The 23,359-nt window shown below is 61.7% G+C and carries 19 protein-coding genes; 7 read left to right on the top strand and 12 right to left on the bottom strand.

The features are described from left to right. The first annotated feature begins 132 nt into the window (after positions 1 to 132). Entirely contained in the window at positions 133 to 2,127 is a 1,995-nt protein-coding gene (gene pdeR, locus JL05_RS05195; RefSeq protein ID WP_004929992.1) for a cyclic di-GMP phosphodiesterase, read from the top strand. A gap of 16 nt (positions 2,128 to 2,143) precedes the next feature. Here pdeR and JL05_RS05190 read toward each other — a convergent pair whose 3' ends face one another. Beyond that, complete coding sequence (locus tag JL05_RS05190; RefSeq protein WP_004929989.1) at positions 2,144 to 3,010, bottom strand: crotonase/enoyl-CoA hydratase family protein; 867 nt, start codon at positions 3,008 to 3,010, stop codon at positions 2,144 to 2,146. A 341-nt stretch (positions 3,011 to 3,351) separates the two neighbouring features. On the opposite strand from JL05_RS05190, the gene yhjD reads away from it, so the two are divergent. The 3 genes from yhjD to JL05_RS05175 all read left to right on the top strand — a co-directional run bounded on the left by yhjD (position 3,352) and on the right by JL05_RS05175 (position 6,890). Beyond that, positions 3,352 to 4,371, top strand: coding sequence for an inner membrane protein YhjD (gene yhjD / locus JL05_RS05185; protein WP_033631844.1), 1,020 nt, complete (start codon positions 3,352 to 3,354; stop codon positions 4,369 to 4,371). A 327-nt stretch (positions 4,372 to 4,698) separates the two neighbouring features. Further along, complete coding sequence (locus JL05_RS05180; RefSeq protein WP_004929985.1) at positions 4,699 to 6,021, top strand: MFS transporter; 1,323 nt, start codon at positions 4,699 to 4,701, stop codon at positions 6,019 to 6,021. Between the two features lie 101 nt (positions 6,022 to 6,122). Further along, complete coding sequence (locus JL05_RS05175) at positions 6,123 to 6,890, top strand: CDP-diacylglycerol diphosphatase (RefSeq protein ID WP_015379387.1); 768 nt, start codon at positions 6,123 to 6,125, stop codon at positions 6,888 to 6,890. Here JL05_RS05175 and JL05_RS05170 read toward each other — a convergent pair whose 3' ends face one another. Both JL05_RS05170 and pdeH read right to left on the bottom strand, forming a co-directional pair. Beyond that, positions 6,891 to 8,930 (bottom strand): AsmA family protein, encoded by a 2,040-nt coding sequence (locus JL05_RS05170; RefSeq protein ID WP_033631843.1) that lies wholly within the window; start codon positions 8,928 to 8,930, stop codon positions 6,891 to 6,893. It lies immediately after the preceding gene. Positions 8,931 to 9,021: 91 nt separating this feature from the next. Beyond that, positions 9,022 to 9,813 (bottom strand): cyclic-guanylate-specific phosphodiesterase, encoded by a 792-nt coding sequence (pdeH, locus tag JL05_RS05165; RefSeq protein WP_021505226.1) that lies wholly within the window; start codon positions 9,811 to 9,813, stop codon positions 9,022 to 9,024. A gap of 238 nt (positions 9,814 to 10,051) precedes the next feature. On the opposite strand from pdeH, the gene kdgK reads away from it, so the two are divergent. Beyond that, the gene (gene kdgK, locus JL05_RS05160) at positions 10,052 to 10,984 is read left to right on the top strand and encodes a 2-dehydro-3-deoxygluconokinase (RefSeq protein WP_033631841.1); all 933 of its coding nucleotides are present in this window, start codon (positions 10,052 to 10,054) and stop codon (positions 10,982 to 10,984) included. Positions 10,985 to 11,227: 243 nt separating this feature from the next. Next, the gene (locus JL05_RS05155) at positions 11,228 to 11,929 is read left to right on the top strand and encodes a LuxR family transcriptional regulator (protein ID WP_033631840.1); all 702 of its coding nucleotides are present in this window, start codon (positions 11,228 to 11,230) and stop codon (positions 11,927 to 11,929) included. 46 nt (positions 11,930 to 11,975) lie between these two features. On the opposite strand, the gene ilvC is transcribed toward JL05_RS05155, so the two are convergent. Then, entirely contained in the window at positions 11,976 to 13,451 is a 1,476-nt protein-coding gene (gene ilvC / locus JL05_RS05150; RefSeq protein WP_004929973.1) for a ketol-acid reductoisomerase, read from the bottom strand. 168 nt (positions 13,452 to 13,619) lie between these two features. Between ilvC and ilvY the strand changes: the two genes are divergently transcribed. After that, on the top strand, positions 13,620 to 14,510 hold the full coding sequence (ilvY, locus tag JL05_RS05145) for an HTH-type transcriptional activator IlvY (RefSeq protein WP_004929971.1): 891 nt from the start codon (positions 13,620 to 13,622) through the stop codon (positions 14,508 to 14,510). Between the two features lie 8 nt (positions 14,511 to 14,518). On the opposite strand, the gene JL05_RS05140 is transcribed toward ilvY, so the two are convergent. The 8 genes from JL05_RS05140 to ilvG form a co-directional block, all read right to left on the bottom strand. Then, positions 14,519 to 15,220, bottom strand: a complete 702-nt coding sequence (locus JL05_RS05140) for a DUF2461 domain-containing protein (protein ID WP_033631839.1) — start codon at positions 15,218 to 15,220, stop codon at positions 14,519 to 14,521. Between the two features lie 21 nt (positions 15,221 to 15,241). Then, the gene (gene ssi4, locus JL05_RS05135) at positions 15,242 to 15,820 is read right to left on the bottom strand and encodes an immunity protein Sip4 (RefSeq protein ID WP_033631838.1); all 579 of its coding nucleotides are present in this window, start codon (positions 15,818 to 15,820) and stop codon (positions 15,242 to 15,244) included. 11 nt (positions 15,821 to 15,831) lie between these two features. Then, entirely contained in the window at positions 15,832 to 16,815 is a 984-nt protein-coding gene (ssp4, locus tag JL05_RS05130) for an Ssp4 family T6SS effector (RefSeq protein WP_033631837.1), read from the bottom strand. Positions 16,816 to 16,927: 112 nt separating this feature from the next. After that, on the bottom strand, positions 16,928 to 18,472 hold the full coding sequence (ilvA, locus tag JL05_RS05125; RefSeq protein ID WP_015379394.1) for a threonine ammonia-lyase, biosynthetic: 1,545 nt from the start codon (positions 18,470 to 18,472) through the stop codon (positions 16,928 to 16,930). Between the two features lie 5 nt (positions 18,473 to 18,477). After that, the gene (ilvD, locus tag JL05_RS05120) at positions 18,478 to 20,328 is read right to left on the bottom strand and encodes a dihydroxy-acid dehydratase (protein ID WP_033631836.1); all 1,851 of its coding nucleotides are present in this window, start codon (positions 20,326 to 20,328) and stop codon (positions 18,478 to 18,480) included. Positions 20,329 to 20,435: 107 nt separating this feature from the next. Continuing rightward, positions 20,436 to 21,362: a branched-chain amino acid transaminase gene (locus JL05_RS05115; protein WP_004929958.1), complete on the bottom strand. Its 927-nt coding sequence runs from the start codon at positions 21,360 to 21,362 to the stop codon at positions 20,436 to 20,438. Between the two features lie 23 nt (positions 21,363 to 21,385). Then, the gene (gene ilvM / locus JL05_RS05110) at positions 21,386 to 21,643 is read right to left on the bottom strand and encodes an acetolactate synthase 2 small subunit (protein WP_004929955.1); all 258 of its coding nucleotides are present in this window, start codon (positions 21,641 to 21,643) and stop codon (positions 21,386 to 21,388) included. Beyond that, positions 21,640 to 23,286 carry an acetolactate synthase 2 catalytic subunit gene (gene ilvG / locus JL05_RS05105; protein WP_033631835.1) on the bottom strand — a complete coding sequence of 549 codons (1,647 nt, stop codon included), beginning with the start codon at positions 23,284 to 23,286 and terminating at the stop codon, positions 21,640 to 21,642. The genes ilvM and ilvG overlap by 4 nt, the downstream gene beginning before the upstream one ends. Positions 23,287 to 23,359: the final 73 nt, after the last annotated feature.

Genomic DNA, 23,359 nt, shown 5'->3' with positions numbered 1-23,359 from the left:
TAGTTTCCATCACCCGCCCCGCCTGTGAAAACCTGTTATATGATGCACAGATGCGTACGGCGATCGCTTTCGGGCCAACAGGCTGCCCGGCGCTGTGCCGCCCGCCCGCCCGTGCTCTTTTGAGGAATCGTCATGCCCGCAGACCAAGGCCCTGAGCTTCTTAGCGCTCACTTCGGCACCCAAAGCCCCCACTGGCGGCTGGCGTTTGACAGCAATGCCCTGGAGCTGTCCGCTATTAAGGGCAAAGCTCATGTCGCGGTGGCGCTCAGCGCCATGGAAGCGGCGAAAATCCGCCGTCTGACCGGCGTGACCGCCAGCCTTGAGCTGACCATTACGCTAGCCGGTGAACCGCTGCATCTGCATCTGGTCGGGCGCCGCGTCAACAACCTCGAATGGGCGGGCACCGCTTCCGCCTTCAGCGACACCCAATCCGTGGCGCGCGACCTGGTGCATGGCCTCTCCTTCGCCGAGCAGGTGGTGTCCGAAGCCAACTCGGTGATCGTGATCGTCGATCAGCACGGCCGCATCCAGCGCTTCAACCGGCTGAGCGAGGAGTACACCGGGCTGCACGAACACGAGGTGATCGGCAAAAACGTTTTCCAACTGTTTATGAGCCCGGAAGAAGCCGCCGCTTCGCGGCGCAACATCGCCGGCTTCTTCCGCAACGGTTCGTCCTATGAGGTGGAACGCTGGGTAAAGACGGTCAAGGGTGAACGGCTGTTCCTGTTTCGCAACAAATTCGTGCACAGCGGCAGCGGAAAAAACGAAGTCTTTCTGATCTGCTCCGGTACCGACATCACCGAAGAACGCCGCGCGCAAGAGCGGCTACGGGTGCTGGCCAACACCGATCTCATCACCGGCCTGCCGAACCGTAACGCCATACAAGACAAGATCAATCACGCCATCGCCACGCGCGGCGAAGAGAGTTTCGGCCTGGTGTACCTCGATCTCGACAACTTCAAAAAGGTCAACGACGCCTACGGCCATATGTTCGGCGATCGGCTGCTGGTCGAGGTCGCGCTGGCGATCCTCGGCTGCCTGAGCCCGGATCAAGTGCTCGCCCGCCTCGGCGGCGACGAATTCTTGGTGCTGGCGCCACAAAGCGATCGCGAGCGCCTGCAAACGCTGGCGCAGCGCATTATCGACAGGCTGAAGACCCCTTTTCGCATCGGCCTGATTGAGGTGTATACCGGCTGTTCGATCGGCATCGCGCTGTGCCCGGAGCACGGCAACGATCTCGACAGCCTGATCCGCAGCGCCGATACCGCCATGTACGTCGCCAAGGAGCACGGAAAACGCACCTATACCGTCTTCTCGCCGGAGATGAACAAACGCGTCGCCGAGTACATGTGGCTGGACACCAATCTGCGCAAAGGGTTGGAGCAAAATCAGCTGGTGCTGTATTACCAGCCTAAAATCGACGCGCACAGCGGTGAAGTGCACAGCGTGGAAGCGCTGGTGCGCTGGGATTCGCCGGAGCGCGGCCTGATCCCACCGCTGCAGTTCATCTCCTACGCCGAGGAGTCCGGCCTGATCGGCCCGCTGGGCCAATGGGTGCTGCAAACCGCCGCCGGGCAGGCGGCGCAGTGGCAAGAGCAGGGATTGAATCTGCGGGTGGCGGTCAACCTCTCTGCCCGTCAGCTGGCCGATGACAGCATCGTCAACGACCTGCTCGGGGTGCTGCACCGTCACCGCATGGCCCCCTGTCTGCTGGACTTCGAGTTGACCGAAAGCAGCCTGATTGAAGACGAGAATCGCGCGCGCGCGCTGATCACCCGGCTGCGCGAACTGGGCGCGCAGGTGCATCTCGACGACTTTGGCACCGGCTATTCGTCGCTGGCGCAGCTGGCACGTATTCCTCTGGACGCCATCAAGCTGGATAAAAGCTTCGTGCGCGGGGTGAATTTCAATCCGGTATCGCAATCGCTGGTACGCGCGATCGTCGCGGCGGCGGAGGCGTTGGCCTTCCGCGTGATCGCCGAAGGAGTGGAGACCGAGAGCGAAAACCACTTCCTCGACGAAGTCGGCGTGGACGAAAAACAGGGCTTTCTGTTCGCGCGGCCAATGCTCCCGGAACAGCTGGAGCATTGGCTGCAGTCCTATCGCCCGCGCTCACCCTCCGCATGAGGCGGGCGCGTTAACGTTAGCCGGCACGACGCAGGTTCAGGGTATGGCGATCCTGCAACATCACCAGCCGCTCGATGTAGGCACGGTCTTTTTCCTCAATGGTAAAGGCCGAGTGCACCCAATCTTCGGTAATGTCCATCAGCTCGGAACGCGTCAGCTGCAACACGCGCTGACGCGCCCGCAGCATGGCGCGCATGCCGTTGAGCTTCGGCCGGATGGTATCGATGAAGGTGCGCGTCGCCAGGTAAGCATCGCCGGGCTGAAACAGCTGGTCTACCAGCCCGCGACTCTCGAACCACTCTGCGGTGTGCGACTCGCCGCCCCAAATCAGCTCCTCGGCCAAGCGCATGCCCGCCTTGCGCGCCACCAGCGAGTAACCCCCCATGCCGGGAAACAGGTTGAACGCAATCTCCGGGAACCCCATGCGCGCATTGTTTTGCGCCAATACGAAATGGTGCGCCAGCGCCGCTTCAAAACCGCCGCCCAGCGCGCTGCCTTCAACCATCGCAATGCTGACCGCGCCGGTGTCGAAACCGCGCGCCGCCGCATGCACGCAGTCGATGCAGGCGCGCGCGTAGGCCATCATCGCCTCGCGCTTGCGGTTTTTGATCGCTTCGGCGAAGAACTGCAGATCGCCACCGACGTTGAACATGTTCGGCACCAGCGAGCCGGTGACCCAGAAGTCGAACCGCAGCGAAGACTCCTTCGCCGCCTGCGCCAGCGTCATGATGTCTTCAATCAACGCCTGGTTGAAGCAGGGGCGTGGCGCAGCGCGCAGCAGCATCCACATGATGTGCCGCCCCTCTTCATAGTAGGCGGAGATCTGCGACAGATTGCCCGCTTCGGTAAACGGACGACAGGTGGGGTGATTAAGCAATTTCATAAGACCTTCCAGTTTTTCTGTTGATGACGGATAAGACCGTTCCAGCCCCTACGGCTGCAGCGGAGCGGCGAGCGGTAAAGCGCGACGCCACATCATGAGTAAACGCTTTCTCGCCGACGAAACAGATAAAAATTGGAGGTAGAGAAGTGAAAAAAACCGAGGCGCCACGGGGTTTCCATAGGAATTTTACCTATCGCGCCATCCCCGGCATTTCATGCAGGGCGCTAACGCGTTAAGCTCGGAAATTGACCGTTTGCCGCCCCGGCGCTCAAAACGCCGCAGGGCTTTGGCTATAATCAACGCTGATACATGCCGTTTAACGTTAAGGAAATCGTGAAGTAATGCCTACAGGACCAGACCAGGAACGCCGCGAGCCCGCACAAGACACGCCACCGAAGCCGCTTATCGCCATCAAGACCGGCCATGAGACGCTCGACCGCCGCATCAGCGGTTTTTCACGTCTGATTGAACGCATCAAAGCCTGGCCGAGCGTGGCGCACCTGCTGCGCGCCGCCGAACGTTTTAACGATCGGCTGGGCAGCCAGTTCGGCGCCGCCATCACCTACTTTTCATTCCTCTCGCTGATCCCGATCCTGATGGTGTCGTTCGCCGCCGCCGGTTTCGTGCTGGCTTCCAACCCGGATCTGCTGGCCCGCTTGATCAACCGGATCGTCGGCAGCATCAGCGATCCGACGCTGGCCAGCACGCTGAAGAACACCGTCAATACCGCCATTCAGCAGCGCACCACCGTGGGGTTGACCGGCCTGGCGCTGGCGCTCTATTCCGGCATCAGTTGGATGGGCAACCTGCGCGAAGCGATCCGCGCGCAGTCACGTGACGTCTGGGAGCGCAATCCGCAGGATCAGGAGAAAATCTATTTCAAGTACACCCGCGATTTCATCTCGCTGACCGGCCTGGTGGTCGCGCTGATTATCACGCTGTCGCTGACCTCGGTCGCCGGGTCGGCGCAGGCGGCGATCGTCAACGCGCTGGGGCTGGACGGCATCGAATGGCTGCGGCCGGCGCTGACGACGATCGCACTGTCGATCTCGATTTTCGCCAACTATCTGCTGTTCCTGTGGATTTTCTGGATGCTGCCGCGCCACAAACCGAAGAAAAAAGCGCTGCTGCGCGGCACCTTGCTTGCGGCTATCGGCTTTGAGGTGATCAAGTTCGTGATGACGATGACGCTGCCGCAGGTGGCGAAATCGCCTTCCGGCGCGGCCTTCGGCTCGGTGATCGGGCTGATGGCGTTCTTCTACTTCTTCGCCCGCCTGACGCTGTTTTGCGCCGCCTGGATCGCAACGGCCGACTACCAAGGCGACAAAGCCTTGCCTGAACGCGAGCCGCCGACACGCTGAAGCCATGCAATCGTGCCGGTGTTATCGCACGCGCCGGCACTTTCCTCTGGTTAATAAACATAAAACCAGTCAATCCCTCTAAATCATGCGGCATGGTATTCGAAAAACCAGCATAACAAACTACCCAATCACTTTTCTTTCCCGTTTTTACAGCCATTCCCTCTGCATGAACCCCATTTCTCAACGTTTAACGCTACAGAAAAGAAGCCAGGTAAAACATTAGTCTTTTTAACCGGTTAGCGGCGGCGCTGCCCAGAGTTCCCGCGTTGAAAAGGCGGAATGCTGTCACTAAGATGGATTTTTACCCCCCAACAATAAGAAATAGATATGCAAGCCACCATCGCACCCCCACTCGACGCCGACGACGCGTCCACACCGGTGAATTCTCGCGGGAAAGTCATCGTCGCCTCGCTGGTCGGCACCGCCATCGAGTTCTTCGACTTTTACATCTACGCCACCGCCGCGGTGATCGTGTTCCCGCACATCTTCTTCCCGCAGGGCGACCCGACCACCGCGACGCTGCAGTCGCTGGCCACCTTCGCCGTCGCCTTTGTCGCGCGCCCTATCGGCTCTGCGCTGTTCGGCCACTTCGGCGATCGCGTCGGGCGCAAGGTGACGCTGGTCGCCTCGCTGCTGACCATGGGGATTTCCACCGTGCTGATCGGCCTGCTGCCGAGCTATGAAACCATCGGCATCTTTGCCCCTATCCTGCTGGCGCTGGCGCGCTTTGGGCAGGGGCTGGGGCTGGGCGGCGAATGGGGCGGCGCCGCCTTGCTGGCGACGGAGAACGCGCCGGCCAAAAAGCGCGCGCTGTACGGCTCTTTCCCCCAGTTGGGGGCGCCTATCGGTTTCTTCTTCGCCAACGGCACCTTCCTGCTGCTCTCATGGCTGCTGAGCGACCAGCAATTTATGGAATGGGGCTGGCGCGTGCCGTTCATCCTCTCCGCCGCATTGGTGCTGATTGGCCTGTACGTGCGGGTATCACTGCATGAAACGCCGGTGTTCGCCAAAGTGGCCAAGGCCGGCAAACAGGTAAAAGTGCCGCTCGGCACGCTGCTGAGCAAGCATCTGAAAGCCACCATCCTCGGCACCTTCATCATGCTGGCGACCTACACGCTGTTTTATCTGATGACGGTATATTCGATGACCTACGGCACCGCGCCGCAGCCGCTCGGGCTCGGTTACTCCCGCAACAGCTTCCTGTGGATGCTGATGGTGGCGGTGATCGGTTTCGGCGTGATGGTGCCGATCGCCGGTCTGCTGGCGGACGCGTTCGGCCGCCGCAAGACCATGATCGCCATTACCCTGCTGATGATCGGCTTCGCGTTCCTGTTCCCGACCCTGCTGGGTTCCGGCAACCAGGCGCTGGTTATGGGCTTCCTGCTGTGCGGCCTGAGCATCATGGGGCTGACCTTTGGCCCGATGGGCGCGCTGCTGCCGGAGCTGTTCCCTACCGAAGTTCGCTATACCGGCGCCTCGTTCTCCTACAACGTCGCGTCGATCCTCGGCGCGTCCGTGGCGCCTTATATCGCCACCTGGCTGGCGGCCCACTACGGGCTATTCTACGTCGGCATGTACCTGGCGGCGATGGCCGGGCTGACGCTGCTGGCCCTGCTGCTGATGAAAGAAACCCGCCATCAGTCGCTGTGATCCCCTACGGCCCCCTCACTGCGGGGGGCCGCACGCGGTGTTCGTTTCCTGTCATAAAACCGGGCTATGCTGAATGTTTCTCTCGGTAACAGGATCGGCCGATGTCTCTGCGTCGTGGGGTATTTGTCTGCGTGGCGCTGCTGGCGGCTATCGCCATCGCGCTCTTTTACGGGTTGAAACCCGACCATCCCGATGCGCTGTGGCGCATCGTCAGCCAGCAATGTCTGCCCAATCAGCAGGCGCACGACAACCCGGCGCCCTGCGCGCAGGTGGATGTGCAGGCCGGTTTCGTGGTGTTTAAAGATCGCAACGGACCGCTGCAATACCTGCTGATGCCCAGCGCCAAAATCACCGGTATCGAAAGCCCGGCGGTGCTGGACGCCGCCACGCCGAATTTCTTCGCCCAGGCCTGGCGCGCGCGCCACGTGATGGCGGAACGCTATGGCAAACCGATCGACGACGGCGATATTTCCCTGGCGATCAATTCGGAATATGGCCGCACGCAAAACCAGCTGCACATTCATATCTCCTGCCTGCTGCCGGCGGTAAAACAGCGGCTGGCGCAAATCGGCCCCCATTTCATCAAGCAATGGCAACCGCTGCCCGGCGGCCTGTTGGGGCATGACTATCTGGGGCGGCGGGTGACCGCCGCTGAACTGGAACAACAGGGCGCCTTCCGCCTGCTGGCCTCCGGCCTGCCGCGCGCCGACGGGCGCATGGGCAGCTTCGGCCTGGCGATGACCGCGCTGCCGGACGGCGATTTCCTGCTGCTGGCAACCGAGCGCAGCCTGCTGCCGTTCACCCTGGCCTCGGCGGAAGAGATCCAGGATCACGACTGCCGGCTGCTCACGCCGCCGCCGCGCGCCTGATTATTTTTTGCCTTTCATCTCCCGCAGGATCTGCCCGCACGGGTTCTCCTCGCCGCCTTCACTGGGCGAGACCAGTGCCAGCAGCGCCGCCGCCGGCGTCAGCACCGCCCCTAACGCCACCGCCGCCGCGCCGCGCGCGATCAGCGGCCCGGCTTTGACCCCGGCGTCCGGGTGCTTGAAGGTGCCTTTCACGTACAGCGGCGATCGCAGGGTCAGCACGCGCATGCCCTTGCTTTCCGGATCGATGGACAAATCCAGCCGTTCGGTGGCGAGGTTGGTGTTGCCGGTGATGTTGATCACCGCGTTTTCGGTGTCGAACACAAACAGTCGCGGCGCGGCGACGCCGCTGCGGATGCCGACGTCCGCCGCCGCGCAGTTGATGCCCACCACGTCGTCACCGAACAGCTGCGCCACCAGATAGTTACCGACGTTCAGACCGAGGATCTCCATCAGGCTACGGCTGATCACCCCGTTATTGATCAGCAGGCGCAGGTCGCCATTGCTGGTCGCCAGCAGTTCGGCCACCGAATTGCCGCTGCCCGTCAGCCTGGCGTCGCCATTCATCTGCCCGAGGCTGCGCTTCATCGCCTCCACGTTCGGCAACAGCTGTTTAAGCTGAAGTTTGCGTGCATGCATATCCACCTGCCCGCGCATCGGTTTTTTGCCGCCGTCGAGGCGCACGACAGCGTTCAGGCTGCCGCCCGCCATGCCGAAGCGCAGCGGATCCAGGCGCAGTTCGCCATTGTTCAGCTTCAGGTGCGTGGCCAGATCGCTCAGCGGCAAATCGCTGCCGCGTTCAATGCGCGCGGCGGCAAACTTCACGTCCGCATCCATCTTGCTCCAGCTTTGCGTATCGAACTGTTCGACCGGCAGCACCTTATCCGCCGGCTGACGGCTCTTTTCGCCGCGCCCGGCTTTGGCGGCGTTGGAGTCCGCGCCGATCAGCGGCGCCAGATCCGCCAACCTCAGCTGCCGGGAGTTCACCGCGCCGCTCAGCGTGGGCCGCGGTTTACCGGCAACGTACTTCAAGCTGCCGTGAATGTCGCTATCGCCGATTTTTCCGTCGAATTTCTGGTATTCAAACACCGCGCCGCCCGGCTGATGCAGTCGGGCGGTCAGATGGCCATCGGTCGCATACGGCGGGGTATTCGGCAACAACACGCCGGTCAGGCCATAGAGGTTGCTCAGGCTTTCACCGGAAAACTTCAACTGCACGTCCAGGCCGCCGAGGTTCAGCGGATCGGACAAGGTGCCCGCGACCACCACCCGGGTGCTGCCGGAGCGCACGTCGGCCTGCAGCGGGAAGGGCAAATCGGCGCTCTGCAGCGACAGCATGCCGCCAATCTTGCCGCTGCCGCTCAACGGCTCGCCGTTATATTTGCCTTTCACCTGCCAGCCGAAAACGTAATCGGGGGTGGCGGCCTTGTCGCCGCCCTGTTTGCCGGTCACTTCACTGAACGGCAACGGTTTGCCGAGCGGATCGATGACGGCGCGAAAATCCGCCTTCAGCGTGGCGTCTTTAAAGGCGATCTGCCCCTTGTCGAACACGATGTCGTGAACGGTGAACGACCAGTCGGAAGGCGGCTGCTTGGGATCCTGGTCGGCGGCCAGGTCAAACGTCCAGTTGTTATCGCCGTTGGCCAGACGTTGCAACGACGCATTCGGCCGCTTGAGCCAGATGCGCGGGATCAGCAGCTCTTTACCCAGCAGCGCCAGCGGCGCGATGCTGGCGTCGACGCGCTGCAGCGTCACCATGCTGTCGCCGGGCATGTTTTTCGGATTACCCAGCCACACGTCTTCGGCGTGAATATGCGGCCAGGGCACCCAGGCGCGCCAACCGCCCTCATCCGGATTGCGCGACCAGTCGACGCCCAGATCGCCGCGAATGGCAAACGGTCGCCGCAGTTCGGCCGACACTTTGTCGTTGATGGCGGGCTTGAGTCGATTCCAGTCGAAGGTCGCGATGAAGATCGCCAGCGCGACGATCAGCAGCAGCACAATGCCGCCCAGCCAGCGGAAAACCTTTCCTGTTCTTGTCATAGCGGCTCCCTCAGCGCATAAATCGGGCTGCCGAATGAAAGGAAAAGGAGTTAGCAGCCCCGTTTAAGCCTAGCTGAGGATAGGCCGGAGTTCACGCCGGCGCGCCGGGCGCGGCGAACAGCGTCGGCACGCTGTGCAGCGTTTCAAAGCACGCCGGACGGGAAAGGTAGTAGCCCTGGGCGGCCAACGCGCCGGAGCGCTGCACCAGCCGCCACTCCTGCTCGGTTTCCACGCCTTCGACGATCACCCCGTCGCTGTGCTGGTTCATCATTTTGATCAGGGTGCCGAGCAGCTGGACGCCCTCTTCCGACTGTTTGAGCAAGGTGAACAATTCGCGCGCCACCTTGATGTATTGATAGCGCCAGGCGCCGACGGCGGAGAAGTTGGCCAGCCCGCTGCCGAAATCGTCCAGCCACAGCCGCTCGCCGCCGACAATCTGCTGCAGCGGGCGGCTTGATGCCGTTGCGGCGTGCTCCACCAGCTCGAAGCGCAGATAGGGCATCTCGGCGATCTGCCGTTGCAAGGCGCTATGACGCTGTAATGCTTGCAGCGCGATGCCGTCGATATTGACCGACACCATCACCGCATGGCGGGTGAACAACGCCTGCCAGCGCTGCAACAGCGCCAGCTGTTCCTGAACCACCCGCAAACGCTGGGCGACGCCGAGCGAGGCAAAATAGTGTTCCGGGGATTGCCGCTTGTCCGGCTCATTCGGGTGATATACCGCCGTCAGCAGTTCCACCGCCAACAGCGCGCCGCTGGTGCGATAAATCGGCTGGAAGGTATACAAGCGCCGGCATTGCCGCCAGTAGCGCCGCGATTTGGCGCAGGCATAGAGGGCAAAACAGGGCGCCAGCAGACCCGAGATCAGATTGGTTATCATCGGTACTATCGCCGTGGCGGGGAAGTGAGAGCGCTGCCGCTGTTTCTTTACCCAACTTATCGGCCACGCCGCGTAAAACTTTAAGCACGAATTGCCGCATGCTTTCCTCTTCACCCTGTTGGCGTTGGCCGATCGCGATCATAAAAAATTAAAACACTGTTTTAATTTATTGACTCTCTTACCGCCTTGCGTGGAGACTGGTGGCTGTTGCTTCTTCTTTAGCCAGGGCTTATTGACGATGACTATCCGAAACCTCGCCGTGATCGGCGAATGCATGATCGAGCTGTCGCAGCAGGGCGCACAGCTGACGCGCGGCTTTGGCGGCGATACCCTCAACACCGCCGTCTACCTCGCCCGCCAAATGCCGAAACAGACGTTGCAGGTGCATTACGTCACTGCGCTCGGCACCGACAGCTTCAGCGGCGAGATGCTGCAAGCCTGGCGGCAGGAGAAGATCGAGACCGGGTTGATTCAGCAATTCGACAACAAGCTGCCGGGCCTGTACGTGATCGAAACCGACGCCGCCGGCGAACGTACTTTCTACTATTGGCGCAATGACGCCGCCGCCCGCTATTGGCTTGCTGGACCGCAGGCCGACGCACTGTGCGCGCGGCTGGCGCAGTTCGATTACCTGTACCTCAGCGGCATTAGCCTGGCGATCCTCGCGCCTGCCGACCGCACGAAGCTGCTGGCGTTGCTGCGCCGCTGTCGCGCCAACGGCGGCAAGGTGATCTTCGACAACAACTACCGCCCGCGCCTGTGGCCAAGCCGTGAGGAAACGCAGCAGGCCTACCGCGAGGTGCTGGCCTGCACCGACATCGCCTTTTTGACGCTGGATGACGAAGAATTGCTGTGGGGAGCGCAGCCGGTTGAACAGATAGTGACGCGCACGCAGGCGCTCGGCGTCGGCGAGATCGTTATCAAACGCGGCGCGGATGCCTGTCTAGTGTTCAATGTGGAGGGGGAGCGGCTTGAGGTGCCGGCGATCGCGCTGCCGCCGGAGCGCGTGGTGGATACCACCGCGGCGGGCGACTCTTTCAGCGCCGGCTACCTGGCGGTGCGCCTGAACGGCGGCGGTGCCCAGCAGGCGGCGCAGCGCGGCCACCAGCTTGCTGCGACGGTGATCCAACATCGCGGCGCCATCATTCCCGCAGCAATGATGCCCGCATAATCAATAAGGCGGCGGCGAAGTCACCCCGCCGCCCACGCAATGGATCCCAGAAGCATTGATCAGAGGATGATTGAAAGAATTTCCCTGGCGTTGGCTTATTTCCGCCCAGAGCTGCTAAGCTCGGGTCTTGGCATTGCCGTCTTTTTGAATTTATTAGCCGAGTATAAATTTCAATCCGCCGCACTGACTAGCTGGACTTTGGTGCAGGTCGGGCTGAGCCGCCGAACGACAGGGAGGTTACCGATGGCCGTCACATTCGCCAACGCCGTCGCCGCAAGACTGCATCTTGATGGCCGGCTACAGGCCTTCAGCCAATTCAAATACGCTTACCTGACCTTCAATAAACACCATCCCGACCGCCATCTGCTGGTATCGAGCTATCCGCAAGAATGGCTGGACATCTACAGTGCCAATCGCTATCAGCGCATCGATCCCGTCGTGCGCGCCGCCCATAACCGCTGTGCGCCCTTTATGTGGCACGACACCGCCCTCACCACCGAGGATCGGCATTACCGGAAGATCTTCAGCCAGGCGCGGGAGTACGACATCGTGCACGGTTGCAGCTTTGTTTTGCACGATCACGACAACAATCTGGCGATCTTGTCGATCAGCGCGACGGCGGCCGATGACGCCGAACTGCGGCAGCTAATGGAGGAAGAAAGGGCCAGCCTGCAGATGGTCTTGGTCGATACCCACCAGCACGCGTTTGCGTTGGCCAGCGCCGAGGCTGGCCGAAAGGATCGGCTCTCGCCGCGCGAAGGGGAAATTCTCTATTGGGCCAGCCAGGGCAAAACCTATAATGAGATCGCGCTGATCCTGGGGATCAAAACCGGCACGGTGAAGTTTCACATCGGCAATGCGGTGCGTAAGCTGGGGGTCGCCAACGCCAAACACGCGATCCGGCGCGGCCTTGAACGGCAACTGATCGCGCCGCCGCAGGCATAAAAAAGCCGGCATTGCAGCCGGCTTTTGTTTTTTATCTTGCGGAAAATCAGCCCGCAACGGCGATACGTTTCATGTCGGTCATGTAGCCACGCAGCTTGCGGCCGACGGTTTCGATTGGGTGGCTGCGCACCGCTTCGTTCACGTCGCGCAGCTGCGCGTTGTCCACCGCCGTACCCGCCACGGCTTTGCCCAAATCGCCCGCCTGCAGGGTGGTCATGAAGTCCTTCAGCAACGGCACCGCTGCGTTGGCGAACAGGTAGTTGCCGTACTCCGCGGTATCGGAGATGACCACGTTCATTTCATACAGACGCTTACGCGCAATGGTGTTGGCGATCAACGGCAGCTCGTGCAGCGACTCGTAGTAAGCCGACTCTTCAATGATGCCGGCATCGACCATGGTTTCGAACGCCAGCTCAACGCCCGCTTTCACCATCGCCACCATCAGCACGCCATGATCGAAGTACTCTTGCTCGCTGATCTTGCCTTCAAACTGCGGCGCATTCTCGAACGCGGTTTTGCCGGTCTCTTCGCGCCAGGTCAGCAGTTTCACGTCGTCTTCCGCCCAGTCGGCCATCATGCCGCTGGAGAAGGCGCCGGAAATGATGTCGTCCATGTGCTTCTGGAACAGCGGCGCCATGATGGTTTTCAGCTGTTCGGACAGCGCATAGGCACGCAGCTTGGCCGGGTTGGACAGGCGATCCATCATCAGGGTGATGCCCCCCTGCTTCAGCGCTTCGGTGATGGTTTCCCAGCCGAACTGAATCAGTTTCTCGGCGTAAGCCGGATCGGCGCCTTCAGCAACCAGCTTGTCGAAGCACAGCAGCGAACCCGCCTGCAGCATGCCGCACAGAATGGTCTGCTCACCCATCAGGTCAGATTTCACTTCAGCGACGAAGGAGGATTCCAGCACGCCGGCGCGGTGGCCGCCGGTCGCCGCCGCCCAGGCTTTGGCGATCGCCATGCCTTCGCCTTTCGGATCGTTTTCCGGGTGAACCGCAATCAGGGTCGGCACGCCGAAGCCGCGCTTGTACTCTTCGCGCACTTCGGTGCCCGGGCACTTCGGCGCGACCATCACCACGGTGATGTCTTTGCGCACCTGCTCGCCCACTTCAACGATGTTGAAGCCGTGGGAATACCCCAGCGCCGCGCCGTCTTTCATCAGCGGCTGCACCGCACGCACCACGGAAGAGTGCTGCTTGTCCGGGGTCAGGTTAACCACCAGATCCGCCTGCGGGATCAAATCTTCATAGGTGCCGACCTTAAAACCGTTTTCGGTCGCCTTGCGCCAGGAAGCGCGCTTTTCGTCGATCGCTTCTTTGCGCAGGGCATAGGCGACATCCAGGCCGGAGTCGCGCATGTTCAGCCCCTGGTTCAGGCCCTGGGCGCCACAGCCGACAATCACCACTTTTTTACCTTTCAGGTAGCCGGCTTCGTCAGCAAATTCGTCGCGCGCCATAAAGCGGCATTTACCCAATTGCGCCAGCTGCTGACGCAGGTTCAATGTGTTGAAATAGTTAGCCATGGTGGTACTCCGGTTTGATGTTGTCTTGCATTGTTATTTTCATTCCCCGCCCTGTCTGTGCGGAGATTCGTTAAACTCAATGTATAACAGGAAATGCGTTGCTTAAATTGATATATTGAGAACGTGATATTGCAATTTTTGCAACACTCTCACTGCGAGCGTATCGATATGGATTTACGTGATTTAAAGCTGTTCCTGCATCTGGCCGAAAGCCATCACTTCGGGCGCACCGCCAAGGCGATGCACGTCAGCCCGTCGACGCTCTCCCGCCAGATCCAGCGGCTGGAAGAGATCCTCGGGCAGCCGCTGTTCCTGCGCGATAACCGCACCGTGCAGCTCACCGACGCCGGCGAACAGCTGAAAGAATTCGCCCAGCAAACGCTGCTGCAATATCAGCAGCTGAAGCACTCGCTCGGCCAGCACGGCCCTTCGCTGAGCGGCGAACTGCGGCTGTTCTGCTCGGTGACCGCGGCGTACAGCCACCTGCCGCCGATCCTCGATCGCTTCCGCGCGCAGCACCCGCTGGTAGAAATTAAGCTGACCACCGGCGACGCCGCCGACGCGGTCGACAAGGTGCAATCCAACGAGGCCGATCTCGGCATCGCCGGCCGGCCGGAAACGCTGCCCGCCAGCGTGGCGTTCACCAAAATCGGTGAAATCCCGCTGGTGCTGATCGCACCGGCGCTGCCCTGCGCGGTACGCAGCCAGGCGTTTGCCGACAAGCCCGACTGGGCCGAGATCCCGTTCATCCTGCCGGAGCACGGCCCTTCGCGAAAACGCATCGAGCTGTGGTTCCGCCGCCACCGCATCAGCAATCCGCTGATTTACGCCACCGTCGGCGGCCACGAGGCCATCGTGTCGATGGTCGCTCTGGGCTGCGGCATCGCGCTGATCCCGAGCGTGGTGGTAGACAACAGCCCGGAGCCGGTGCGCAACCGCATCTCGCAGCTGGATAACATCTCGATGGTCGAACCCTTCGAGCTAGGGGTCTGCGTCCAGAAAAAGCGCCTCAGCGATCCGCTGATCGACGCCTTTTGGCGGTTGCTGCATCCCCGCTGACGCGAGGTTTACAGATCCGCCGGATCGATCTGCTTCATCGTCTCTACCTGCATCAGCCAGTGGTAGAGCGGCTCAAGCTGCAAAAACGCCCCGGCCAGCAGCGGCGCCAGATCGGCGTTGAACAGCTTTTCCACTTCGCTGTCCGTCACCATCACCGCAAACGACTTGCGGTTGTACCAGGTGGCGATCTCCGCCGCCTGCTCCTTCACCAGCGGGCGCTTGTAGCTTTCGCCCACCAGCACGAACGGCGGCCGGCAGCAGGCCGCCACCTCCAGGAAAGGCTGCGGCCGCTGCCTCAGCGTATGGCGGAACAGATCCATGGTCGGCTTGTTGGCGCTGTAGTAGCCGAGCCCATAGCGCAACATGTCCGGCCCCAGTTCAAAAAAATAGACCGGCGCATCTTTCCAGTCTTTGCTCGGGCGCTTGAACGTCAGCCACATGCGGCTGCGGTAGCGCGACTTGTCGTGAGAAAAGCGCGTATCGCGATGAATGCGCGACAGCGTTTTGCCGATCGCCGGGCGAGTCTCAAACTGCGGATCGATCGCCAGCATGCCGGGAGCCAACTGCTCCACCAGCGCGCGAAACGGCGCCAGCAGCTCGCGATCGTAGATGTCGCGGTTGCCGTCGAACCACGCCTTATCGTTCTCGATCCGCACCTGCTGCAGGAAATTCAGGCCCTGCTGGCTAAAGCCGGAGAAAGGTTGCGTCATAAGTTTTTCCGTTCTGACGGTTTATCGGGTGTTGCGCAGATCTTCCCTCTGCCAACGGCGTTTGATAAACACGCGCCGACGCGTGCGGAAATAAGCGACATACAGGTAGAACGCCGCCCGATTGCTGAATAGCGCACCACCCACCGCGCCCCCCAGCAACATGGCGACGGTGGCGATGCCGGTCATGCCCGCCGCCCACGCCGCCGCGGCGCCAAGGCAACACAGACCAAGCATGCCAAGGTAATATTGCAGCAATACCACCCCGCTGTTTTTCCCCTGCACCAGTTGGAACAGGATCAGCGTCATCCACACCGCCACGATCGCGCCGCTGCCCATGAGAACGGCGGCGGAAGTCTTGCCGCTCCAGGCGGCCGCCACGTCCGTGGCCAGGCCCATCACGCCCGCCAGCCCCAGCGTCAGGCATACCATCAGCAACATGACATTGCCGACGCCCGGCGGTGACAGCCGCTGGCCCGGCGTCAGGAAATGCTGCTCAAGCTGCGCATCCACGCCTGCGAAAAGCGCGCGATCGCGCGCCGCGATTTGGCTTTCCATCTCCCGGCCCTGCACAATCAGGCGTTTAATCATCCAGTCCGCCATTACCTCACCATCTACGGCAATTTCTGCATAATGCCCACAAAATACTGCCCGGTGGTTTTCACATTCACCGGCGCAGACAGGGTGCCGCTGATGCCGCTGCCCACGAACGTCAATGAGTTATTGAGCGCCGAATGCAGTTGCTGACGCAGCCCGTTTTGGATCGCTTCCGTCGGATAGCGCTTCGGGTATAAGCCGTTCTTCACCATCTCTTTCAAGACGTTATTGGAAATCCCCGGGTTTTCCGCCCGAATGATGTTTTCGGTCAGCCGCTTCCTTTCGCTGCGGGGCATGCTTTTCAGCCATTCCGTCGCCTTGCGCGCCGAAATGCGGCGCATGGCGCGGTAGGTCATCGTCGCTTCCTTCAGGGCGGCCCCCGCGCTGGCCAGCGAGATCACATCGAGTACGGTGCTGGTGGCGATATACCACTGCTCAGAGTCGAGCTGCGCCAATTCATCGCCTTTCCCGTCATAAAGCTTGTTGACGCGGTATAGCCCATTGCCGCACTGCAGCGCGCTGGCGGCCATGCCGGCATAGCCCAGATAAGCCACCGCAGAGCTGGTGCCGCCGGTGAACGGCACGGCGACGCTGCCCGACGCCAGTAAAAATACCGATACCAGCAGCGTTCCGCACGACAGCGCGGCCGAGGCCAACTCTTTGCTGACGCTGGGTTTGCTCAACGCTTCCGACAGCGTATTGGTCGCGGCAACGCGCGAGGTATGAGCCACCGTTTTGCTGATGACCACGTGGGTGACCTGCGAAGCGTTCGAATAACCGGTGTGCTGCGTCGGGCGGACTAAAAATGAGTTTTGCCCGTCGGAAAAAATAATTCCCACGCCATGAAACGCGAGGCTACAGTCCAGCGAGTCCTGCAAGGCTTGCAGATTAATATCGCGATAGAACTCTTGTACCCCGGCATTGCCCAACAAGCGGGCAAATTCGGCGTTGGTCAAATCGTCTTCGGGAGAACCGAACGGCGTAGAAAAAGCGGTTTTCATTGTCGTGCATCCCTATACGTCAGAAGTCTTGGCAGTATAAAAATGCACGACAAAATCACAACCATGCAACCTATAAACTGACTAACGCGTCACGGTTGCTTATCAATCCGGCTCACCCCTGCAAAAAGAAGCGGAACGCCGGGTTGTCGGTTTCGTCGTGGCAATCGTAGCCCAGCGCCTGCAGGTGCCGCTCGAATTCCGGCTCGCTTTGCGCCAGTTCGAAGGCCGCCAGCACCCGGCCGAAGTCGGTGCCGTGACTGCGATAGTGGAACAGCGAGATGTTCCAGTGTGTGCCCAGCGTTTGCAGGAACTTCAGCAGCGCGCCCGGCGACTCCGGAAACTCAAAGCTGTACAGCCTCTCGCGCAGCGGCTTCGACGGACGCCCGCCCACCATGTAGCGCACGTGCAGTTTAGCCATCTCGTCGTCCGACAGATCCACCACCTGGTAACCGTCGGCGTTGAGTTCGTCGATGATCTCCCGCCGTTCGGCGTGGCCGCGCGTCAGCCGCACGCCGACGAAAATGCAGGCGTTGTCGGCATCGGCGTAGCGGTAGTTGAATTCGGTCACCGAGCGCCCGCCCAGCAGCTGGCAGAACTTGAGGAAGCTGCCCTGCTGTTCCGGAATGGTCACCGCCAGCAGCGCTTCGCGCTGTTCGCCCAGTTCGCAGCGCTCGGAAACGTAACGCAGCCCGTGGAAGTTGAGGTTGGCGCCGGACAGCACGTGCGCCAGACGCTCGCCCTGAATGTTGTGCTGCTGGACGTACTTTTTCAGCCCCGCCAGCGCCAGCGCGCCGGAAGGTTCGGCGATGGCACGCACGTCCTCGAACAGATCTTTGACCGCCGCGCAGATGGCGTCGCTGTCCACGGTGATCACGTCGTCCAGATACTCACGGCACAGGCGGAACGTTTCGTCGCCGATGCGTTTCACCGCCACGCCTTCGGCGAACAGCCCGACGCGCGCCAGATCCACCGGATGGCCGGCATCCAGCGCAGCGCGCAGACAGGCGGAGTCTTCCGCCTCGACGCCGATCACTTTGATCTGCGGCATCAGCTGTTTGATCAGCACCGCCACCCCGGCGGCCAGGCCGCCGCCGCCGACCGGCACGAAAACCCGATCCAGATGCGCGTCTTGCTGCAGCAGCTCCATCGCCAGCGTGCCCTGCCCGGCGATCACCGTCGGGTGATCGAACGGCGGCACGAAGGTCATGCCCTGCTGTTGGGAAAGTTCAATCGCCTTCGCCTTGGCCTCGTCGAAATTGGCGCCGTGCAGCAACACTTCGCCGCCGAAACCGCGCACCGCATCCACCTTGATGTCCGCAGTGGACACCGGCATCACGATCAGCGTTTTGATCCCCAGCCGTTTACCGGAGAAGGCGACGCCCTGCGCGTGGTTGCCGGCCGAAGCCGTCACGACGCCGCGCGCCTTCTGCTCTTCGTCCAGCCCGGCGATCATCGCATAGGCCCCGCGCAGCTTGAAGCTGTGCACCGGTTGGCGATCTTCGCGCTTCACCAAAATGGTGTTGCCGAGGCGCGAAGAGATTTTGCTCATGGCCTGCAACGGGGTGACTTGCGCCACCTCGTAAACCGGCGAGCGCAGTACCGCTCGCAGATATTCCGCGCCGCAGGGGGCGCTGGGTAGGGGTTGAGAGACCGCCATGCTGCTTATCCCCCCAGTTTGCTCTTGTCGCGCACCGCGCCTTTATCGGCGCTGGTGGCCAACGAGGCGTAGGCGCGCAGCGCGAAGGACACCTGACGCTCACGATTTTTCGGCGTCCAGGCCGCGTCGCCACGCGCCAGTTCCGCCTCATGCCGCGCCGCCAGCTCCTGCTCGCTGACATCCAGCTGGATGCCGCGATGAGGAATGTCGATTGCGATCATGTCGCCGTCCTGCACCAGGGCGATCAGGCCGCCGCTGGCCGCCTCCGGCGAGGCGTGGCCAATGGACAACCCGGAGGTGCCGCCGGAGAAACGCCCGTCGGTGATCAGCGCACACGCCTTGCCCAGCCCCATCGATTTCAGGTAAGTGGTTGGATAAAGCATTTCCTGCATGCCCGGGCCGCCTTTCGGCCCTTCGTAACGGATAACGACCACGTCGCCCGCCACCACTTTGCCGCCGAGGATGGCGTCTACCGCCTCATCCTGGCTTTCATAGACTTTGGCCGGGCCGCGGAAGGTGAGGATTTCTTTATCCACGCCGGCGGTTTTGACGATGCAGCCGTTTTCCGCCAGGTTGCCGTACAGCACCGCCAATCCGCCGTCCTGACTGTAGGCGTGCTCGCGGGTGCGGATGCAGCCTTCCTTGCGGTCGGTGTCCAGCGAATCCCAACGGCAGTCCTGAGAGAATGCCTGCGTGGTGCGGATACCGGCCGGTCCGGCGGAGTACATTTTCTTGACGCTTTCGTCGCGGGTCAGCATCACGTCGTAGGCTTCCAGCGTCTGCGGCAGGGTCAGCCCCAGCACGTTGTTCACCTCGCGGTTCAGCAAGCCGGCGCGATCCAGCTCGCCGAGGATGCCGATCACCCCACCGGCGCGGTGCACGTCTTCCATGTGATATTTCTGCGTGCTCGGCGCCACCTTGCACAGGTGCGGCACTTTGCGCGACAGGCGATCGATGTCCTCCATGGTGAAGTCCACCTCGCCTTCCTGCGCCGAAGCCAGCAGGTGCAGCACGGTATTGGTCGAGCCGCCCATGGCGATGTCCAGCGTCATGGCGTTTTCAAATGCCGCCTTGTTGGCGATATTGCGCGGCAGCGCGCTCTCGTCGTCCTGCTCGTAATAGCGTTTGGTCAGCTCGACGATGCGCTTGCCGGCGTTGAGGAACAGCTCTTTGCGATCGGCGTGGGTGGCCAGCAGCGAACCGTTGCCCGGCTGCGACAGGCCCAGCGCTTCGGTCAGGCAGTTCATCGAGTTGGCGGTGAACATGCCGGAGCAAGAGCCGCAGGTCGGGCAGGCGGAACGTTCGATCTGCTCGCTGTCGGCGTCGCTGACGTTCGGGTTCGCGCCCTGGATCATCGCGTCCACCAGATCCAGCTTGATGATCTGGTTGGAGAGTTTGGTCTTGCCGGCTTCCATCGGACCGCCGGAGACGAAGATCACCGGAATGTTCAGGCGCAACGCCGCCATCAGCATGCCCGGGGTGATCTTGTCGCAGTTGGAGATGCACACCATCGCATCGGCGCAGTGGGCGTTCACCATGTATTCGACCGAGTCGGCGATCAGCTCGCGCGACGGCAGGGAATAGAGCATGCCGCCGTGGCCCATGGCGATGCCGTCATCCACCGCGATGGTGTTGAACTCTTTGGCCACGCCGCCGGAGGCTTCGATCTGTTCGGCGACCAATTTGCCCAGATCGCGCAGATGCACATGACCAGGCACGAACTGGGTAAAGGAGTTGACCACGGCGATGATCGGCTTGCCGAAATCGGCGTCGGTCATCCCGGTCGCGCGCCACAATGCGCGGGCACCCGCCATATTGCGGCCGTGGGTGGTGGTGGCGGAACGGTACTTAGGCATGCTCTTTTCACTCCAAATGTATTTATGGCAGGCGGCGAACGAACCGCCTGGATATTTCTTATCTTGTCTGTCTTGTCGTCCGCCACGCTGCGCGGCGAGCCTTGTCGTTACGGGTTTACCGGATCCAGCCAACCGTACTTGTCTTCGGTCTTGCCGGTGAACAGGCCGAAGAACGCCTGTTGGATCTGTTTGGTCACCGGGCCACGTTTACCGATACCGACCTGAATGCCGTCCACGCTTCGCACCGGCGTGATCTCCGCCGCGGTGCCGGACATGAACACCTCATCGGCCAGGTACAGCGATTCGCGCGACAGCACCTGCTCACGCACTTCGAAGCCCATGTCTTTCGCCAGCTTGATGATCGCGTCGCGGGTGATGCCCGGCAGCGCCGACGAGGTGAACGGCGGGGTGTAAATCACGCCGTCTTTCACCTGGAACAGGTTCTCGCCCGCCCCTTCGGAAATGTAGCCGTGCACGTCAAGCGCGATGCCTTCCTGATAGCCGTGGCGGCGCGCTTCGCTGCCCACCAGCAGAGAGGAAAGATAGTTGCCGCCGGCTTTGGCCGCGGTCGGGATGGTGTTCGGCGCGGCGCGGTGCCAGGAGGAGACCATCGCATCGATGCCTTGCTCCAGCGCCTCTTCACCCAGGTAAGCGCCCCAAGGAAACGCCGCGATAATCACGTCCGTTTTATAACCGGCCGGCGGGTTGACGCCCATGCCGACATCGCCGACGAACACCAGCGGGCGAATGTAGGCGCTGACCAGATTGTTCTTGCGCAGCGTGGCGCGACAGGCTTCCATCAGTTCGTCGACGCTTTGCGAAACCGGCATGCGGTAGATTTTCGCCGAGTCATGCAGGCGCTGCATATGCTCGCGATGGCGAAACACCACCGGCCCCAAGTGCGAGTCGTAGCAGCGCACCCCTTCAAATACCGACGTGCCGTAATGCAACGCGTGCGACATCACGTGCACTTTGGCCTCGGCCCAAGGAACCATCTCACCATTGAACCAAATGTAATCGGCTTTCTTAGTCATTGTTATTTATCCTTCTCGGCGCCTCAGGCGCGTATTTGTTGTGATGTTGGCTGCTGGATCTCGACGCAGGAGACGTCCATCAGTTTACTTAATTGAGATGACAACAAGGCAACCGGGCGCGGGCTGGCAACGGTCAATTCGATATTGATGCTGTCGGCGTTGGCCGGGGAAACCATATTCATAGCACAAACCTGAAAGCCGCGATGACGCACGACCCGCAATACGCGCTCTAACATTTCGGGGCGAAAACGCGCCTGGATCGAGAGTTGATGCTGCATCATGATATTTCCTCCAACATGGTTTCGTTGCCGGCGCCCGGCGGCACCAGCGGCCAGACGTTTTCGAGTTCGTCGATAGAGACCTGCAGCAGATAAGGGCCTTCGGTGTTGAACAGCGCCTCGAGGGCGCCCTCCACCTGATCCTTGCGGCTGATGCGCTGGCCGGGAATGCCGAAGGCGGCGGCCAACATCAGGAAGTCGGGGTTATCGGACAGGTTGGTTTCGCTGTAGCGGCCGTCGAAGAACAGCTGCTGCCATTGACGCACCATCCCGAGGCGCTGGTTGTCCAGCAGCACGATCTTAAGCGGCAGCTGCTTGCGCTTGATGGTGCCCAGTTCCTGCACGTTCATCATGAAGGAGCCATCGCCCGAGACGCAGATCACCGTATCTTGCGGGCGGGCAATCTGAGCGCCTACCGCGGCCGGCACGCCGAATCCCATGGTGCCGAGGCCGCTGGAGGTGATGAAATTCTCCGGACGCTCGAACGTCATGTGCTGCGCGCTCCACATCTGGTGCTGACCGACGTCGGTGGTCACTACGCTGTTGGCCGGCTTGCGGTCAGACAGCTGGCGCAAGAACAGCGGCGCGTAGATCGGCTGGCCGGGGTGATCGTAGCGGCAGGCGTGCTCGGCTTTCAGCGCCGTCACCTGCTGCTGCCAGGCGGCGATGTCCAGCGGGCGCTGCAACGCCGGCAGCAATGCTTTCAGATCGCCCTGCAGGGCCACATGCGCCTGGCGCAGCTTGCTCATTTCCGCCGGGTCGATATCCATGTGGATCACTTTGGCGTACGGCGCGAAGGCGTTCAGTTTGCCGGTCACGCGATCATCGAAACGCGCGCCGACGGCGATCAGCAGATCGCACTCCTGCACCGCCAGGTTGGCGGCCTTGGCGCCATGCATGCCCAACATGCCGAGATACAGCGGGTCTTGCGCGTCCGGCGCGCCCAGCCCCTTCAGGGTGGCGACGTTCGGCATGCGGGTCACCGCGATAAATTCACGCAGCGCCGGCACCGCCTGCGCCATGCCCACGCCGCCGCCGACGTACAGCATCGGTTTGTGCGCCTGCGCCAGCAGCGCGGCCGCCTCGGCCAACGCCGCCGCCGGGAACGCCGGCGCTTCGTCAACCGGCATCAGATGCGGGTGCAAGTCCCCCTGCGCCAGCTGGATGTCTTTCGGGATATCGATCAGCACCGGGCCGGGGCGGCCGCCTGCGGCGATGGCGAACGCTTCCGCCATGATGCCCGGCAAGGCGTCCAGCGACTCCACCAGGAAGCTGTGCTTGGTGCAGGCCAGAGACAGGCCGAGAACATCGATCTCCTGAAAGGCATCGGTGCCGATCAGCGCAGAACCCACCTGGCCGGTGATGGCGACAACAGGAACGGAATCGAGCAGCGCATCAGCCAGGCCGGTGATCAGGTTGGTGGCGCCGGGGCCGGAAGTGGCGATGCAAACGCCGACTTTGCCGGTGGCGCGGGCGTAGCCGATGGCGGCCATGGCGGCACCCTGTTCATGGCGGCACAGCAGGTGTTCCACGCCGCCGTCATACAACGCATCGTACACCGGCATGATTGCCCCGCCCGGATAGCCGAATACGGTATCCACACCCTGCGCACGCAACGCTTGAACTACCCACTGAGCGCCATTCATAGTTATTTCCCCGCCTTTCTTCGACAACTGCAGGATTTTGTTCTGCTTTTCATGCTCTGCCCCTTGCTCCACT

This window comes from Serratia nematodiphila DZ0503SBS1 (genome assembly GCF_000738675.1).
In the GTDB taxonomy this organism is placed as follows: Bacteria; Pseudomonadota; Gammaproteobacteria; order Enterobacterales; family Enterobacteriaceae; genus Serratia; species Serratia nematodiphila.
This window is presented reverse-complemented; position numbering and strand designations above follow the sequence as displayed.